The following is a 15,090-nucleotide window of genomic DNA, read 5'->3' on the forward strand; positions in this document are numbered from 1 at the left end:
TTTCGAGCGTTTCCCTCTTTTCCCCGTTTTGTATCTCGGGGCTTTTCGGGGTTTGTCTGCCCTTCGTAGGTTTTCTCCTTCGTTCTCCGTTCTCTGTTCTCCCCCCCCCGCGGCCGGGGTGTTCAGGGCCGTGGTGGACAGGGCGCCGACGGCGAGCGCGCAGCCGGCGAGGACGGCGGCCGCGCGGCGCGGCACGCCGCGGGGGGAGGTGGCAGGAGGCACGGTCGAAGCCTTCCGTGGTGGGTGGGCGACGGACGTGGGAGCGCTCCCATCAAGCCAGCAGCCGGAAGACCCGTCAACCCCCCTCGTGTCACGGCACGTTGCGCCGCTCTCCTCGGGTGTTCGGCACGTGAGGGCCGTTGCCGTAATAGGCGCCGGGTCCGTGCTTGCGCGTGAAGTGCCGCTCCAGCAGGTGCCCCGGCGGTTCGGACGTGCCCCCGAGGTGGGACCCGAGCGCCAGCGTGTGCAGGGCCATCTCCGCCACGGCCTCGCAGACGACGGCGTTCTCCAGCGCAGCGTTCGCGGTGGGACCCCAGGTGAAGGGGCCGTGCCGGGAGACCAGCGCTCCGGGGACCTCCTCGGCCCGCCGCGGATCGCCGTCGAGCCGGGCCACGATCACCTGTCCGGTGTTGTACTCGTAGTCCTGCGCGCACTGTTCGGCGGTGAGGTCGGCCGTCACCGGAACGGGCCCGTTGAAGGTGTCGGCATGGGTCGTGCCCAGCACCGGGATCGGACGGCGCGCCTGGGCGAAGGCGACGGCGTGCGCCGAGTGCGTGTGGGTGACTCCCCCGATGGAGGGGAAGGCCCGGTAGAGGCAGCGGTGGGTCTCGGTGTCGGTGGACGGCCTGAGGTGCCCCTCGACCACCCGGCCGTCCTCCAGCGCCACCACCACCAGGTCCTCCTCGGTGAGGTCGGCGTAGGAGACCCCGGAGGGCTTGATGACGAAGACGCCCGCGTCCCGGTCCACCCCGCTGACGTTTCCCCAGGTGAGGGTGGCCAGGCCGGCCTCCGGTATGCGCAGGTTGGCCGCGAGTACCTCGCGGCGGAGTTCCTTGAGGCTGGGCTCGCTCACTGCGTTCTCACCGTCTCTCGGACGTGCGCGGCGGCATCCCGGGCCGGCGTTCGGCAGACCCCGCGGTCGCGCACGAGTGGTAGGGACCGATCGGGGCCGCGAGTGGCTTCGCGGCTGCGTTGCCGCAGCTTCTCCCCCAGCAGATTGTGAGCGCTAACAAGCGGGAATCTCAAGATGTACGAGGAGATTCCTGCCCGCAGCGTGCCACCAACCCGGCATAATGTGAGCGCGAACATAGCCAGCCGCCCGGCAGATCCCCCGACCGGTCCCGGGTGTGTGCGGGCCGCGACGGGTTCGGTACCTTGAGGGAAGGCCGCTCGATGAGGAAGGGCAGAGAATTGACCCAGCTCCCGGACGTCTCGCGAGCGCCCACGATGACCGACGTCGCGCGCGTCGCCGGCGTGTCCCACCAGACCGTTTCCCGGGTGCTCAGCGGCCATCCGAACGTCAGCGCCAAGACCCGGGCCGCGGTGACGCAGGTCATCGAGCAGCTGGGCTACCGCCGCAACTCGGCGGCCCGGGCCCTGGCCACCCGGCGGACCCACACGCTGGGCGTCATCGCCGTGAACACCACGCTGCACGGCCCGGCCAGCACCGTGGCGGGCGTGCAGGAGGCGGCCCGGGACCGCGGCTACCTGACCTCCGCCGTCACGCTCCGGACCGCCACGCAGACGGCCCTCGCCGAAGCCATGCAGCATCTCGCCGGATGGGGTGTGGAGGGCATCGTCGCCGTCACCCCGCAACGCGCCGCGGTGCGCGCTCTCGCGGCACTGGAAGCACCCTGCCCGGTGGTCACCGTCGAGGGCGGCCACACCCTCGACCTGCCCGGGGTGTCGCTGGACCAGAACCTCGGCGCCCGCATGATCACCGAGCACCTCCTCGCGGCGGGCCACGCCACCGTGTGGCACGTGGCGGGCCCCTCCGACTGGCTGGAGAGCGAGGCCCGTACGCAGGGGTGGGAGGAGGCGCTGCGCGCTGCCGGCGCCGAGGTGCCGCCCGTGCTGCGCGGGGACTGGAGTCCGCTGTCGGGGTACCAGGCGGGGCAGCAGCTCGCGGGCCGGGTCCTGGCGTCGGGGGGGCGGGGAGCCGGCCTCACCGCCGTGTTCGTCGCCAACGACCAGATGGCCCTCGGCGTGCTGCGGGCCTTGCGGGAAGCGGGCCTGCGCACCCCGGAGGACGTGGCGGTCGCCGGCTTCGACGACATCCCCGAGGCGGAGTTCTTCCCGCCCCCGCTGACGACCATCCGCCAGGACTTCGCCTCGCTCGGCCGCGACAGCATCGGCCTCCTGCTGGACCACATCGAAGGCCGGACCGAGGAGTCCACACACCTGGTGGTGGCGCCCGAGCTGATCGTGCGGGCCAGCACGGCCCGCAGGATCGCTCCCCCCGCCGGCTGACCCGCGCCCGCCGGCGGGCGGCGCCGCCCCCTCAGGCGGTGACCGTGCTGAAGCGGTGGACCGTGGTCGACCGGTACGCCTCGCCCGGCCGCAGGAGGACCGGCGGGTAGTCGGGACGGTTCGGCGAGTCCGGGAAGTGCTGGGTCTCCAGCGCGACCCCCGCGTAGGCCTGGTACGGCCGTCCCCCCTTCCCCGTGATGTCACCGGTCAGGCCCTGGGCGGTGTGGACCTGGACGCCCGGTTCCGTGGTGAGCACGTCCATGCGGCGGCCGGATGCGGGGGCGTACAGTACGGCGGCCTTCCGCGGACGGTCCCGCCGGGCGCCGGCGAGGACCCAGTTGTGGTCGAATCCGCCACCGGCCAAGGCCAGCTGCGCATCCGGCCGGGTCAGGGCTTCGGAGAGCCGCCTGGGCCGGCGGAGGTCGAACGGGGTGCCGGTGACCGCCCGGTGCGGGCCGTCGGGGATCAGCTCGGCGTCGACCGGGGTGTAGTAGGGGGCCGCGACCTGGAGGTGGTGGCCCAGCACGTTGCCGCGCCCCTCGCCTTCGAGGTTCCAGTAGGTGTGGTGGGTGAGGTTGACGATGGTGGGGGCGTCGGCGACGGCGTGGTAGGACAGGGCCAGGTTGTCGTCCCGGTCCAGCGTGTACGTGACGCTGACGTCGAGGGCACCGGGGAAGCCCTGGTCCCCGTCGGGGCTGTGCAGGAACAGGCGGACACCGGTGCGGTGCGCGGAGTGGAAGGGTTCGCACCGCCAGACCCGCTGGTCGAACCCGTCGGGGCCGCCGTGCAGCGTGTGCCCGTTCTCCTGGGTGGCGAGCCGGTGGGTGACCCCGTCGACGACGAGCCGGCCGTGTGCGATCCGGTTGGCGTAACGGCCCACCGTGGCGCCGAAGTAGCGTGCGGAGCCCGTCCCGGCGCCGGGGCCGCGGTCGGCGAGCACCACGTCGGCGGTGTGGCCCCAGCGGTCCGGGAGGAGCAGGGAGTGGAGGCGGGCGCCGCGGGTGTGGACCTCCGCGCAGGCCCGGCCCGGGAAGCCGAACCGCCACCGCTCCCCCGTTGCGCCGCCGTCCAGGCGCAGGGGAGGGTGCGTCGGCGGGCCGGCGGTGGTCCGGCCGGTCCCGGTGGTCCGGCCAGGGGGCTCGCATACGTGTTCCATGACGGTCCTCCCTCGGGTCAGTCGGCGGCGGGGCGGCGTCCGCCCGTCAGGCGCTGCAGCACGATGAAGACGAACAGCAGGGCTCCGATGACGATGCGGGTCCACCAGGAGCTCAGCGTGCCCTGGAAGTTGACGACCGTCTGGATCAGGCCGAGGACGAGCACGCCGAGGGCGGTGCCCAGGACGAAGCCGGAGCCTCCCGTCAGCAGCGAGCCGCCGATCACGGTGGCGGCGATCGCGTCGAGTTCCATGCCCATGGCGTGGAGGGCGTAGCCGGAGAGCATGTAGAAGGTCAGCAGGAGGCCGCCGAGTGCGGAGCACAGGCCGCTGACGGCGTACACGGCGATCTTGGTGGAGCCCGCCGGGAGGCCCATCAGGCGCGCCGAGGTCTCGTTGCCGCCCAGCGCGTACACGTTGCGGCCGAAGCGCGTGTGGTGCAGAACGACGAAGGCGGTCGCCAGCACGGCCAGGGCGATGACCACCGGGATCGAGACGAAGAGTCCCCCCGGGCCGTACAGCCGGGTCTGCGCGATCCCCACGGTCGCGGGGTCGCTGATCGTGATGGATTCGGTGCTGATCATGTAGCAGAGCCCGCGGGCCAGGAACATCCCGGCCAGGGTGACGATGAACGGCTGGATCTCGAAGGTGTGGATGATCCAGCCCATGAGGGTCCCGCCGGCGGCCCCGGCCGCCAGGACCAGGGGGACGACAGCGGCCAGGGGCCAGCCGTGCGACTCGACCAGCCAGGCGGTGAGCATGGTCGAGAGGGCGGCCACGGAGCCGACGGACAGGTCGATGCCGCCGGCGAGGATGACGAAGGTCGCCCCGACCGCCACGACCAGGAGGAATCCGTTGTCGATCAGCAGGTTGAGCGCGACCTGCGCGGAGAAGAACCCCTCGTAGCGCACCGATCCGACGCCGAACACGGCGAGCAGCAGGACGGCGGTGACGATCAGCGGGACGCGCGTTCGGGTGCGCGCGGACGGGGTCGTGAAGGGGCGGGTGAACCGTGCTGCGGCACTCGCGATGCCGGTACTCATGCGCGTACCTCCTGCTGCTGGGGGGCGGCGCCCGCCGTGGGCCGGGACGGGGGAACGGCCGTGCCGCGGCGGCGCAGGGCCTTGGCCCGGAAGGCCGGTGACTGCACGAGGCAGACGAGGATGACGACGAAGGCCTTGAAGACGAGGGTGGTCTCGGGCGGGACGCCGAGGGTGTAGACGGTGGTGGACAGGGTCTGGATGGTCAGGGCGCCCAGGACGGTGCCGCCGAGGGAGAAGCGTCCTCCGGTCAGGGCGGTGCCTCCGATGACGACGGCGAGGATCGCGTCGAGTTCGATCCACAGGCCGGCGTTGTTGCCGTCGGCGCTGGAGACGTTGGAGCTGATCATCAGTCCGGCGACGGCGGCGCACAGGGCGCTGAAGACGTAGACCAGGGTGAGCAGGCCCCCGGCGCGGATACCGGCCAGCCGGCTGGCGGCGGGGTTGCCGCCCACGGACTCGATGAGCAGGCCGAGTGCGGTGCGGCGGGTCACCAGGGCGGTGAGCGCGACGAAGGCGGCCGCCAGGAGGACGGCGAACGGGAGGGACAGCCAGTGGCCGCCGCCGATCATCTTGTAGGGGGCGCTGGTCACCGTGATGATCTGGCCGTCGGAGATCAGCTGGGCGACACCGCGTCCCGCGACCATGAGGATCAGGGTGGCCACGATGGGCTGCACCCCCAGCCCGGACACCAGGAAGCCGTTGGCGAGGCCCAGCCCGAGGGCGGTGCCGAGCGCGAGGCCGACGGCCGTGAGCATGGTGGCCACGCTGCCGGGGTGGGCGGCGGTGGAGATGTGCCCGCAGGCGACGGCGCCGGCGATGGCGACGGTGGACCCCACCGAGAGGTCGATGCCGCGGGTGGCGATGACGAGGGTCATGCCGAGGGCCACCAGGACGAGGGGCGCGCCGAACCGGAGGATGTCGATGAGGCTGCCGTAGAGGTGGCCGTCGCGTACGCGGACGGCGAGGAAGTCGTGGTGGAACGCGAGGTTGCCGAGGAGCAGGGCGAGGAGGGCGAGCGCGGGCCACAGCAGCCGGTGGCCGGTCGGTCGCCTCCCCGCGCCGCCGGCCGCCTCGGGCGTGGCGGGCGGGGTGGTCATGATGCGGCTCCGGTGGCTATGGCGGCGAAGACGCGGTCGGGGGTACTGCTGTCGTCGTTGGCGAAGGTGGCCACCATCCGGTGGTCGCGGAGGACGGCGATGCGGTGGCTCAGGCGCAGTACCTCTTCGAGTTCTGCGGAGATGTACAGCACGGCGGTGCCTTCGTCCGCCAGCCGGGCCACGAGCCTCTGGATCTCCGCCTTGGCTCCGATGTCGATGCCCCGGGTGGGTTCGTCGAGGATCAGGAGCCGGGGGGCTGTCAGCAGCCAGCGGGCGAGGAGCACCTTCTGCTGGTTGCCTCCGCTGAGGTGGCGGATCTGCGCTTCGGGGTCGGCCGGGCGGATGTCCAGTGCTTCGATCCAGTGCCGGGTGAGTTCGTCCTGTGTGGCGCGGGCGATCGGCCGGGTCCAGCCGCGGGCGGCCTGCAGGGCGAGGACGAGGTTCTCGCGGACGGTGAGTTCGCCCACGAGTCCCTCGGACTTGCGGTTCTCGGAGCAGAACGCGATGCCGCGGGCGATGGCGTGGCGGGGGGTGCGCAGGACCGCCTTCTCGCCCTCGACGGCCAGTTCTCCGGAGTCCGCGCTGTCCGCGCCGAACAGGAGGCGCGCCGCCTCCGTGCGGCCTGAGCCGAGGAGGCCGGCCAGTCCGACGACCTCGCCGCGGTGGATGTCGAGGTCGTACGGTTCGATCGAGCCGGTGCGGGCCAGCTGCCGGGCCCGGAGGAACGGCTCGCCGGAGGCCCGGTCCGCCGCTTCCTCGAAGGAGCGGTCGGACAGCCGGTCGAGGGCGGCCAGTTCGCCGCCGATCATGCGCTGCACCAGGGTGACCGGCGTGAGTTCGCCGATGGGGTACTCGCCTTCCAGGCGGCCGTTGCGCAGGATGGTGACGCGGTCGCACAGTTCGAAGACCTGGTCGAGGAAGTGCGTCACGAACAGGATGGCCACCCCGCGGTCCCGCAGCCGCCGCACCAGCGTGAAGAGCTGGGCGACCTCCTCGCGGTCCAGGCTCGACGTGGGTTCGTCCAGTACGAGCACCTTCGCCGAGACGTCCACCGCCCGTACGATGGCGACCAGTTGCTGGACGGCGAGGGAGTGCGCGCCGAGCGGGCTGGTGACGTCGAGGTGCAGGTCGAGCTCCGTGAGCAGTTCGGCTGCCCGCTGCCGCATCGCGGATCCGTGGACGAGGCCGAACCGGCGCGGTTCGCGCCCGATGAGGATGTTCTCGGCGACCGAGAGGTTCGGGCAGAGGTTGACCTCCTGGTAGACGGTGCTGATGCCGGCCTGCTGCGCGTGGAGGGGGTCGGCGAACGCATGGGTCCGGCCGTCGATCCGCAGGGTGCCGCCGTCCGCGGGGTGGACGCCGGTGAGCACCTTGATCAAGGTGGACTTCCCGGCGCCGTTCTCGCCCATCAGGGCGTGCACCTCACCGGGGAAGAGCCGCAGGGCGACTCCGTCGAGGGCGAGCACGCCCGGGAACTGCTTGCGGATGCCCTGGGCTTCCAGGACCGGCCGCGGGGTGGACGGGGATGCCATCCGCCCTCCTGTCGTGGGTGGTGGTGGAGCGCTCCGGATCGTGGGGCGGCGCCGGTGCCGGGTCTCCTCCGGCACCGGAACCCGCCGCTTCAGTAGGTCCGCGAGGGCAGCGCGGCCGCGGCCTTGTCCTGGGGGAAGACGCCTTCTTCGGTCTCGACGCGGGCGGGCACGCTCTGCCCCGCCACGACCTTCTTGGCCAGGTCCATCAGCTGGTCGCCGAGCATGGGGTTGCACTCCACCACGACGTTGATCTTGCCCTGGGTCATGGCGACGAAGGCGTCCTTGATCCCGTCCACGGAGATGACCTTGATGTCCGTGCCGGGCTTCTTGCCGGACTCCTCGATGGCCTGGATCGCGCCGAGGGCCATGTCGTCGTTGTGGGCGTAGAGGACGTCGATGTCCTCGTGGGACTTCAGGAACGCCTGCATGACCTCCTTGCCCTTGGCGCGGGTGAAGTCTCCCGGCTGCGAGGCGACGATCTTGAACCTGCCGTCGTTGCGGATGGCCTCGGCGAAGCCGGCCTTGCGGTCGTTGGCGGGGGCGGAGCCGGTGGTGCCCTGGAGCTCGACGATGTTGACCGGGCCCTGCTGGTTCGCGTAGGCGGCGGTCAGCCATTCGCCTGCGGACTTGCCCTCCTTGACGAAGTCCGAGCCCAGGAAGGTCTTGTAGAGGGAGGTGTCCTTCGTGTCCACGGCGCGGTCGGTGAGGATGACCGGGATGCCCGCGTCCTTGGCCTCCTTCAGCACCGTGTCCCAGCCGGACTCCACCACCGGCGAGAAGGCGATGACGTCGACCTTCTGCTGGATGAAGGTGCGGATGGCCTTGATCTGGTTCTCCTGCTTCTGCTGCGCGTCGGAGAACTTGAGGGTGATGCCGGCCTTCTTCGCGGCCTCCCGGACGGACTTGGTGTTGGCGGTGCGCCAACCGCTCTCGGCTCCGACCTGGGCGAAGCCCATGGTGATCGTGCCGCCGGAGCGCGGCTTGGCCCCGGAGTCGGGGCCGGAGTCGGGGCCCTCGGTCGAGCAGGCGGTCAGTGCCGAGGATGCGAGGAGGGCGGCGGTGAGGACGAGGGCTGCTCTGCGAGCCATGGCGGGGTGTCCTTTCGGGGGGTACGCAAGAGGCTCCGCACGGCCGGGGGCCGGGGTGGGGCGTCAGGATCGGGACGCTCGTGCGAGGGCGGGGCGCTCTTGAGAAGCGGGTGCCGTCGCATTGTGAGCGCTAACAAGGGCGGTTCTCAACCCCCTTGCGCACGCTATCTGATGGCCAACGGGGCGTGTCCGCCCGCGTGATGGGCTCCGGCACGCCGCTGCGGCGCCCCGCCCGGCCTCTTCAGACCCCTTGCCTCCCGAGATTGTTAACGCTCACAATGACGGACGACGTCGGCCCTCCGTCCGACCTCCGGGCTTGCCGCGACGGCGTCTCCCGATGCCGGGCCGCGCCTGGCGCCCCTCCCCCGACTCCCTCGAAAGGCACTGTGGTGACCTCACCCCCTGCGCACGCACCCGCCCCGCTTCCCGGGGAACCGGAGCGGTACACGGTCGGCGTCGACTTCGGCACCCTGTCGGGCCGCGCCGTGGTGGTCCGGGTCCGCGACGGCCGGGAACTGGCCGCGGCCGTGCACACGTACCGGCACGGCGTCATCGACCGGCAGCTGCCGCACGGCGGGGCACAGCTGCCTCCGGACTGGGCCCTGCAACACCCCCAGGACTGGCGGGACGTGCTGCGCCACGCCGTCCCGGAGGCGGTGGCGGCGGCCGGGGTCGATCCCGCCGCGGTGATCGGCATCGCCACCGACTTCACCGCCTGCACCGTCCTGCCCACGCTGGCCGACGGCACTCCCCTCGCCGAGACCGGGCTCGCCGACCGGCCGCACGCATGGCCCAAACTGTGGAAGCACCACGCGGCCCAGCCGCAGGCCGACCGCATCAACGAACTCGCCCACGCCCGCGGGGAGAAGTGGATCGCCCGCTACGGGGGCCGGATCTCCGCGGAGTGGCAGTTCGCGAAGGCCCTCCAGGTCCTGGAGGAGGATCCGGTCGTCTACGAAGCCTGCGCGCGGTGGATCGAGGCCGCCGACTGGATCGTGTGGCAGCTGACCGGAGCCGAGTCCCGCAACGCCTGCACCGCCGGGTACAAGGGCATCCACCAGGACGGCGAGTACCCCAGCGAGGAGTACCTGGCGGCGCTGAACCCCCGGTTCGGCGACTTCGCCCGCACCCGCCTCGCCTTCCCCCTGTCCCCCCTGGGCTCGCGCGTGGGCTCGCTCGGTACGGAGGCGGCCGCCTGGACGGGGCTGCCTCCCGGGATCGCCGTGGCCGCGGGCAACGTCGACGCCCATGTCACCGCAGCGGCCGCGCAGGCGGTCGAGGACGGCCGGCTGCTCGCCATCATGGGCACGTCCACCTGCCACGTCGTGAACGCCCCCGTCCTCGCCGACGTCCCCGGCATCTGCGGGGTCGTGGCCGGCGGGATCGTCGAGGGAACCTACGGCTACGAGGCCGGCCAGAGCGCCGTCGGCGACATCTTCGCCTGGGTGCTGGACCAGGGCCTCCCGCCGGACTACCTGGCCGAGGCCGCCGACCGCGGCGAGGACCTGCACGCCCTGCTGACCCGCAAGGCCGCCGGGCAGCCGGTCGGCGGCCACGGGCTGGTCGCCCTCGACTGGCTCAACGGCAACCGCTCGGTCCTGGTCGACCACCACCTCTCCGGAGTCATCGCGGGCCTCACCCTCGCGACCCGCCCCGAGGACGTCTACCGCGCCCTGCTCGAAGCCACCGCGTTCGGCACCCGCGTCATCGTGGAGGCCCTCGAAGCAGGAGGGGTACCGGTGCACGAGTTCATCGTCGCCGGCGGACTGGCGAAGAACGCACTGCTGATGCAGATCTACTCCGACGTGCTGCGGCGCCCCGTCTCCCTCGCCGCGTCCCGCCAGGGCCCCGCCCTCGGGTCGGCCATCCACGCCGCGGTGGCCGCCGGCGCCCACCCCGACGTCCGGACCGCCACCGCCGCCATGGGCCGCCGGCTGCCTGCCGTGTACACGCCCGACCCCTCGCGGGCCGACGCGTACGACGCCCTCTTCGCCGAGTACCGGCTCCTCCACGACCACTTCGGCACCGGCGGACTGCTGCACCGCCTGCGGAGCATCCGCGACACGCCCCGCACCGGGGACTGACCGCCGCCCCGCGGCCCCATCCGCACACCCGCACACCCGCCCACCCGCTCACCCCCGCCCCGTCGCGCCACGTCACCCCCAGGAGTCCATGTGACCAGCCGTACGTTTCCCGCCCAGGAGATCTGGTTCCTCACCGGCAGCCAAGGCCTGTACGGGGAGGACACGCTGAAGCAGGTGGCCGACCAGTCGCAGCAGGTCGCCGCCGCGCTGGCCGACGTCCCCGGCATTCCCGCGCGCGTGGTGTGGAAGCCCGTGCTGACCGACGCCGCCGCCATCCGCCGGGCGTGCCTCGATGCCAACGCCGACGACCGGTGCATCGGGCTCATCGCCTGGATGCACACCTTCTCGCCGGCCAAGATGTGGATCGCCGGACTGGACGCGCTGCGCAAGCCGCTGCTGCACCTCCACACCCAGTCGAACGTGGCCCTCCCCTGGGACACCATCGACATGGACTTCATGAACCTCAACCAAGCCGCCCACGGAGACCGCGAGTTCGGGCACGTCCAGGCCCGGCTCGGAGTACCGCGCAAGACCGTGGCCGGCCACGTCTCCGACCCGGCGACGACCGCGCGCATCGCGGTCTGGGCCCGGGCGGCGGCCGCACGCTCGGAACTGGCCGCCCTCAGGGTCGCGCGGTTCGGCGACAACATGCGCGACGTGGCCGTCACCGAAGGCGACAAGGTCGAGGCCCAGCTGCGCTTCGGCGCCTCCGTGAACACCTACGGGGTCAACGACCTGGTGGCCGTCGTCGACGGCGCGGACGAGACCGAGGCGGCGTCCCTCGTCGAGGAGTACGGGGACCTGTACAACCTGGCGCCGGAACTGCGGCCGGGCGGCCCCCGGCACGAGTCCCTGCGCTACGCGGCCCGGATCGAAGCCGGCCTGCGCACCTTCCTGGAGACGGGCGGCTTCGGAGCCTTCACCACCAATTTCGAGGACCTGGGGGGACTGCGCCAGCTGCCCGGGCTCGCGGTCCAGCGGCTCATGGCCCGGGGCTACGGCTTCGGCGGAGAGGGGGACTGGAAGACCGCCGTCCTGCTGCGCGCCCTCAAGGTGGCCGCCGCCGGCCTGCCGGGCGGCACCTCCTTCATGGAGGACTACACGTACGACCTGACGTCCGGCAACGAGCTCGTCCTCGGCGCGCACATGCTCGAAATCTGCCCCACCATCGCGGCCGCCAGACCCGCCTGCGAGATCCACCCCCTCGCCATCGGCGGGCGGGAGGACCCCGTCCGCCTGGTGTTCGACGCGGCGCCCGGCCCGGCCGTGGTCGTCGGCCTCGCCGACCTGGGCGACCGCTTCCGCCTGGTCGCGAACGACATCGACGTGGTGGCACCCCCGCACCCGCTGCCCGTGCTGCCGGTGGCCCGCGCCGTCTGGCGGCCCCGCCCCGACCTGCGGACCTCCACCGAATCCTGGCTCACGGCCGGCGGCCCGCACCACACCGTCCTCAGTACCGCCCTCACCTCCGAGCACCTGGACGACCTGGCGGAAATGCTCCGCATCGAACTCGCCCTCATCGACGGGGCCACCACCCCGCGGCAGTTCCGGCGCGACCTCCGCTGGAACCAGGCGTACCACCGGCTGGCCCGGGGGCTCTGAACCGCTCGGAGGCCGGGCAGCCCCCGGAGGGGCTGCCCGGCCTCGTCGTGCGCGGACCGCATCCCGGCGGGGCGGGCCGCTATTCGAGCAGCTCGGCGTACGCGCCCATGGCCAGGGCGATGTCCGCCTGGGCCCAGAACCGGTGGTAGGTGAAGACGGGCGCGGCGCCGCCCGCGAGGTAGGCCTCGACCTTCGGCCAGGCCGGGTCGTTCCGGTAGAAGGTGCGGATCGAGGCGAAGGTGGACGCGGAGTTCACCGCGTCGCCGTTGGGCATCCTGCCGGTCCACGTGCCGGGCACGTACACCGGGTCGGCGAAGCGCTTGTAGTCGGTCCGGGTCTCCTCGACGGAGAGGCCCAGCGGGTCCCGGTGGTGCGCCCACATGCCGTCGAGCAGGGCTTTGGCGACCCGCTTGGCCTCGGCGTGCCCCGACTTGGCGGCGTAGTAGGTCAGCGTCTTGGCGTAGGCGGCGGCCACGCCCACGTCGTCGGTGTAGTCGGCGACGGTGACGTGCAGTCCCGCGTTCGCGCCCGGCGCGGAGGCGTTCCAGGTGTCGGGCGCGCCCGACCACTGGAGGGTGGCGGGGATCCGGTAGGTGCCGTCGGGGTTGACCGTCGTCTTCGACAGGGCCCAGGCGACCCACTTGTCGAGCACCGCCTTGGCCGCGGAGTCGCCGGTCTGCCGGTAGAGTTCGGCGACCCGCTCCATGGACCAGGCCTGGAACCCGAACCACTGGTTCGAGGCGGGGTCGTGGTAGACGGGCTTCTCGTCGTAGAAGAGGCCGTGGAAGGTGGGGGTCCCGGCCGGGGGCTGTGCGTACCGCCCCTGCCAGCTGTTGGTGGCGCCGCCGGCGATGGCGCCCTCGTCGGACTGGAGCCAGCGGTAGAACTCCAGCTGCCGGCCCAGGCTGGTCGCCCAGTCCGCGGCGCCGGTCGCCGACTTGGGTTTCAGGGGGGCGTACGTGCTCAGTGCGTAGGCGGCGAGCGGGTTCTGGTAGCCGCTGTGCGCGTGGCTGGAGCCGATCCGCCAGGACCAGCCCGCCGAGGTGTCGGCGGCGCCGCCCCAGGCGTAGTACCAGGACATCAGGTAGTGCGCGCTGTCCTTGCCGGTGCCGGCGGGGCAGGCGGTCGGGCCGACGCAGTTCCCGGCCCTCTTGAAGTACTTGTCGAACATGGAGTACCGCAGGTAGTCGCCCATCCTGGCCGCCTTGGAGACGGTCGCGGCGACCTGGGTGCCCTTGCCCTGCTCCTTGGCCCAGATGTCGGCCCAGTAGGCGGCCTGGACGGCACGCGCGTCGGCGTCCGGGGCGTTGGTGAACCTCCACTGCTTGGCGTAGGAGGAGTCCCCGGTGAAGAGGTCAAGGTAGCCGTTCCTGCCGCCGTAGGTGAAGTTGTCGCAGGTGGGGTGCGGGACGGTCTCCCAGACCGACTCCTGGGGGCCGCGCTGGAAGGTGTTGATGTACGAGGGTCCGGTCGCGGCCGGTCCGGCCGAGCACTTTCCGGGCTCGTTGCCGTATCCGTAGACGTTGTCCACGTCCTGCAGCCAGTGCATGCCGTAAAGGTCGTCCGTGCCGTACGCGCTCTTCAGCTCGCCCGCGATCGGGTCCGCACCGGCGGCGACTCCCCCGTCGAGCCGTGCCGGGTACTGGGACGGGAGGTCGTGCTCGGGGGCGTAGGTGGCGGGCTTGGAGGCGTTGTACGAGCCGGTGGTGGGCTGGTCGGCGTGGGTGGGGATCATGAATTTCTCCATGGTGTCCCACGCGCCGTTGAACTTGCTCCAGTCCCCGGTGATCTTCCCGTACATCGCCTGCAGCCAGATCAGGTAGCTGTACGCCTCCGAGGTCGTCTCGTGCCCGTGGTCGGGGGCCTCGACGATCAGCGTCTCGACGGAGTGGTACGGGATGCCCTCGGGCGAGAAGTAGCCGTTCGCGGGGTTGGTGATCTTCCCGTGGAGTTCGAGGAAGCGGGCCTGGTACGCGGAGTCGGCGGCCAGCTGCGCGACCGTCACCTCGGCCTTGGTGTGGCCGGGGGCGGTGGCGGTGAAGACGGCCGGGCCGCTGCCGGTGGTCCCGGCGGCGACCGTCACCTTCTGGGCGGTGCTCCAGTTCGCCGGGGTGAAGGTGAGGGATGCGGGCGACGCGGACAGGTCGGTGTTGCCGGACGTGCGGGCGATGCCCACCGTGACGTCGGCGGTCGGCTGCTTGGACAGCTTCAGCTCGAAGGTGCCCGTCTCCCCGCGGCGCACGGAGAGCTGCGCGGGGGTGGCGACGAGCGCGGGCCCGGCGGCGACGGTGATGCCGACGGGGGCCGACTCGGCGGAGGCCCCGAGGCTGTCGTACGCCTTGGCATAGAGCGAGTGGGCGCCGGCGGGGAGCCCGGTGGCCGAGAAGGCGAAGGGCGCGGAGGCGTCCGTGCCGAGGAGGGTGGTGCCGCTGTAGAACTCGACCTTGCCGATGGTGGCTCCGTCGGCCGCGGCAGCGGTGGCGGCGAGCGGGACGGGAGTTCCCGCCGTGTAGACGGCCCCCGCGGTGGGGCTGGTCAGGACGGCGACCGGGGGCTGGTGGGCTCCGGTGCACGGGGTGCCGTTGACGGCGAAGGAGGCGGGTGCGGCATTGGTCCCGCTGTAGGAGAACTGGGCGCCGGTGGTGACGGCCGCACCGGCTGCGACGGTCCTGTTCCAGTCCGGGGCGACGACGCGGACGCTCTTGCCGGACTGGGTCCAGGTGCCGTTCCAGCCGTTGGTCAGCTGCTGGTTGCCGGAGTGGTCGTAGGTGAGGGTCCAGCCGTCGAGCGCGGTGGCGGACCGGTTGGTGAGGGTGAGCTCGGCGGTGAAGCCCGAGCCCCAGTCGTTGGTCTTGTAGTCGACGCTGCACTGCACCGCCGCGGCCGCGGCGCTGCTCGTGCCGACGGCCGTGAGGCCCAGCGGCAGGCAGAGGGAGAAGGCCGCCGCAGACGCGGTCAGCAGCCTGCGTCGTCCGTGGAGTCCGGGTGGGGGATGTGCCGACATGCCGATGTTCTCCTCGCG

General features: G+C 72.2%; 10 protein-coding genes. 3 read left to right on the forward strand and 7 right to left on the reverse strand.

Annotated features, from left to right (window positions below; genetic code table 11):
* Positions 1–310 precede the first annotated feature (310 nt).
* Positions 311–1,072: an L-ribulose-5-phosphate 4-epimerase AraD gene (gene araD / locus ACZ407_RS09165; protein ID WP_468126823.1), complete on the reverse strand. Its 762-nt coding sequence runs from the start codon at positions 1,070–1,072 to the stop codon at positions 311–313.
* A gap of 320 nt (positions 1,073–1,392) precedes the next feature.
* On the opposite strand from araD, the gene ACZ407_RS09170 reads away from it, so the two are divergent.
* On the forward strand, positions 1,393–2,469 hold the full coding sequence (locus ACZ407_RS09170; protein ID WP_468126825.1) for a LacI family DNA-binding transcriptional regulator: 1,077 nt from the start codon (positions 1,393–1,395) through the stop codon (positions 2,467–2,469).
* 31 nt (positions 2,470–2,500) lie between these two features.
* Here ACZ407_RS09170 and ACZ407_RS09175 read toward each other — a convergent pair whose 3' ends face one another.
* The 5 genes from ACZ407_RS09175 to ACZ407_RS09195 form a co-directional block, all read right to left on the reverse strand.
* On the reverse strand, positions 2,501–3,625 hold the full coding sequence (locus ACZ407_RS09175) for an aldose epimerase family protein (protein WP_468126827.1): 1,125 nt from the start codon (positions 3,623–3,625) through the stop codon (positions 2,501–2,503).
* Positions 3,626–3,642: 17 nt separating this feature from the next.
* Positions 3,643–4,665 (reverse strand): galactofuranose ABC transporter, permease protein YjfF, encoded by a 1,023-nt coding sequence (gene yjfF / locus ACZ407_RS09180; RefSeq protein ID WP_468126829.1) that lies wholly within the window; start codon positions 4,663–4,665, stop codon positions 3,643–3,645.
* Positions 4,662–5,762, reverse strand: coding sequence for an ABC transporter permease (locus tag ACZ407_RS09185; protein WP_468126831.1), 1,101 nt, complete (start codon positions 5,760–5,762; stop codon positions 4,662–4,664). Before ACZ407_RS09185 ends, yjfF begins: the two co-directional genes overlap by 4 nt.
* Positions 5,759–7,294, reverse strand: a complete 1,536-nt coding sequence (locus tag ACZ407_RS09190) for a sugar ABC transporter ATP-binding protein (RefSeq protein WP_468126833.1) — start codon at positions 7,292–7,294, stop codon at positions 5,759–5,761. The genes ACZ407_RS09185 and ACZ407_RS09190 overlap by 4 nt, the downstream gene beginning before the upstream one ends.
* 89 nt (positions 7,295–7,383) lie before the next feature.
* Positions 7,384–8,382: an ABC transporter substrate-binding protein gene (locus ACZ407_RS09195; protein WP_468126835.1), complete on the reverse strand. Its 999-nt coding sequence runs from the start codon at positions 8,380–8,382 to the stop codon at positions 7,384–7,386.
* A gap of 389 nt (positions 8,383–8,771) precedes the next feature.
* Between ACZ407_RS09195 and araB the strand changes: the two genes are divergently transcribed.
* Together araB and araA are read left to right on the forward strand one after the other, a co-directional pair.
* Positions 8,772–10,466, forward strand: coding sequence for a ribulokinase (gene araB / locus ACZ407_RS09200; protein ID WP_468126837.1), 1,695 nt, complete (start codon positions 8,772–8,774; stop codon positions 10,464–10,466).
* A gap of 90 nt (positions 10,467–10,556) precedes the next feature.
* Entirely contained in the window at positions 10,557–12,068 is a 1,512-nt protein-coding gene (araA, locus tag ACZ407_RS09205; protein ID WP_468126839.1) for an L-arabinose isomerase, read from the forward strand.
* Positions 12,069–12,147: 79 nt separating this feature from the next.
* Here araA and ACZ407_RS09210 read toward each other — a convergent pair whose 3' ends face one another.
* On the reverse strand, positions 12,148–15,072 hold the full coding sequence (locus ACZ407_RS09210) for a glycoside hydrolase family 48 protein (protein WP_468126841.1): 2,925 nt from the start codon (positions 15,070–15,072) through the stop codon (positions 12,148–12,150).
* Positions 15,073–15,090: the final 18 nt, after the last annotated feature.

It is taken from the genome of Streptomyces sp. NPDC030809 (assembly GCF_055572195.1).

What these genes read in the sequence shown, in the direction of transcription:
- ACZ407_RS09185 (WP_468126831.1), bottom strand. Translation starts at nt 5,762, where the DNA reads ATGACCACCCCGCCCGCCACGCCCGAGGCGGCCGGCGGCGCGGGGAGG.
- ACZ407_RS09170 (WP_468126825.1), top strand. Translation starts at nt 1,393, where the DNA reads ATGAGGAAGGGCAGAGAATTGACCCAGCTCCCGGACGTCTCGCGAGCG.
- ACZ407_RS09175 (WP_468126827.1), bottom strand. Translation starts at nt 3,625, where the DNA reads ATGGAACACGTATGCGAGCCCCCTGGCCGGACCACCGGGACCGGCCGG.
- ACZ407_RS09195 (WP_468126835.1), bottom strand. Translation starts at nt 8,382, where the DNA reads ATGGCTCGCAGAGCAGCCCTCGTCCTCACCGCCGCCCTCCTCGCATCC.
- ACZ407_RS09210 (WP_468126841.1), bottom strand. Translation starts at nt 15,072, where the DNA reads ATGTCGGCACATCCCCCACCCGGACTCCACGGACGACGCAGGCTGCTG.
- yjfF (WP_468126829.1), bottom strand. Translation starts at nt 4,665, where the DNA reads ATGAGTACCGGCATCGCGAGTGCCGCAGCACGGTTCACCCGCCCCTTC.
- ACZ407_RS09190 (WP_468126833.1), bottom strand. Translation starts at nt 7,294, where the DNA reads ATGGCATCCCCGTCCACCCCGCGGCCGGTCCTGGAAGCCCAGGGCATC.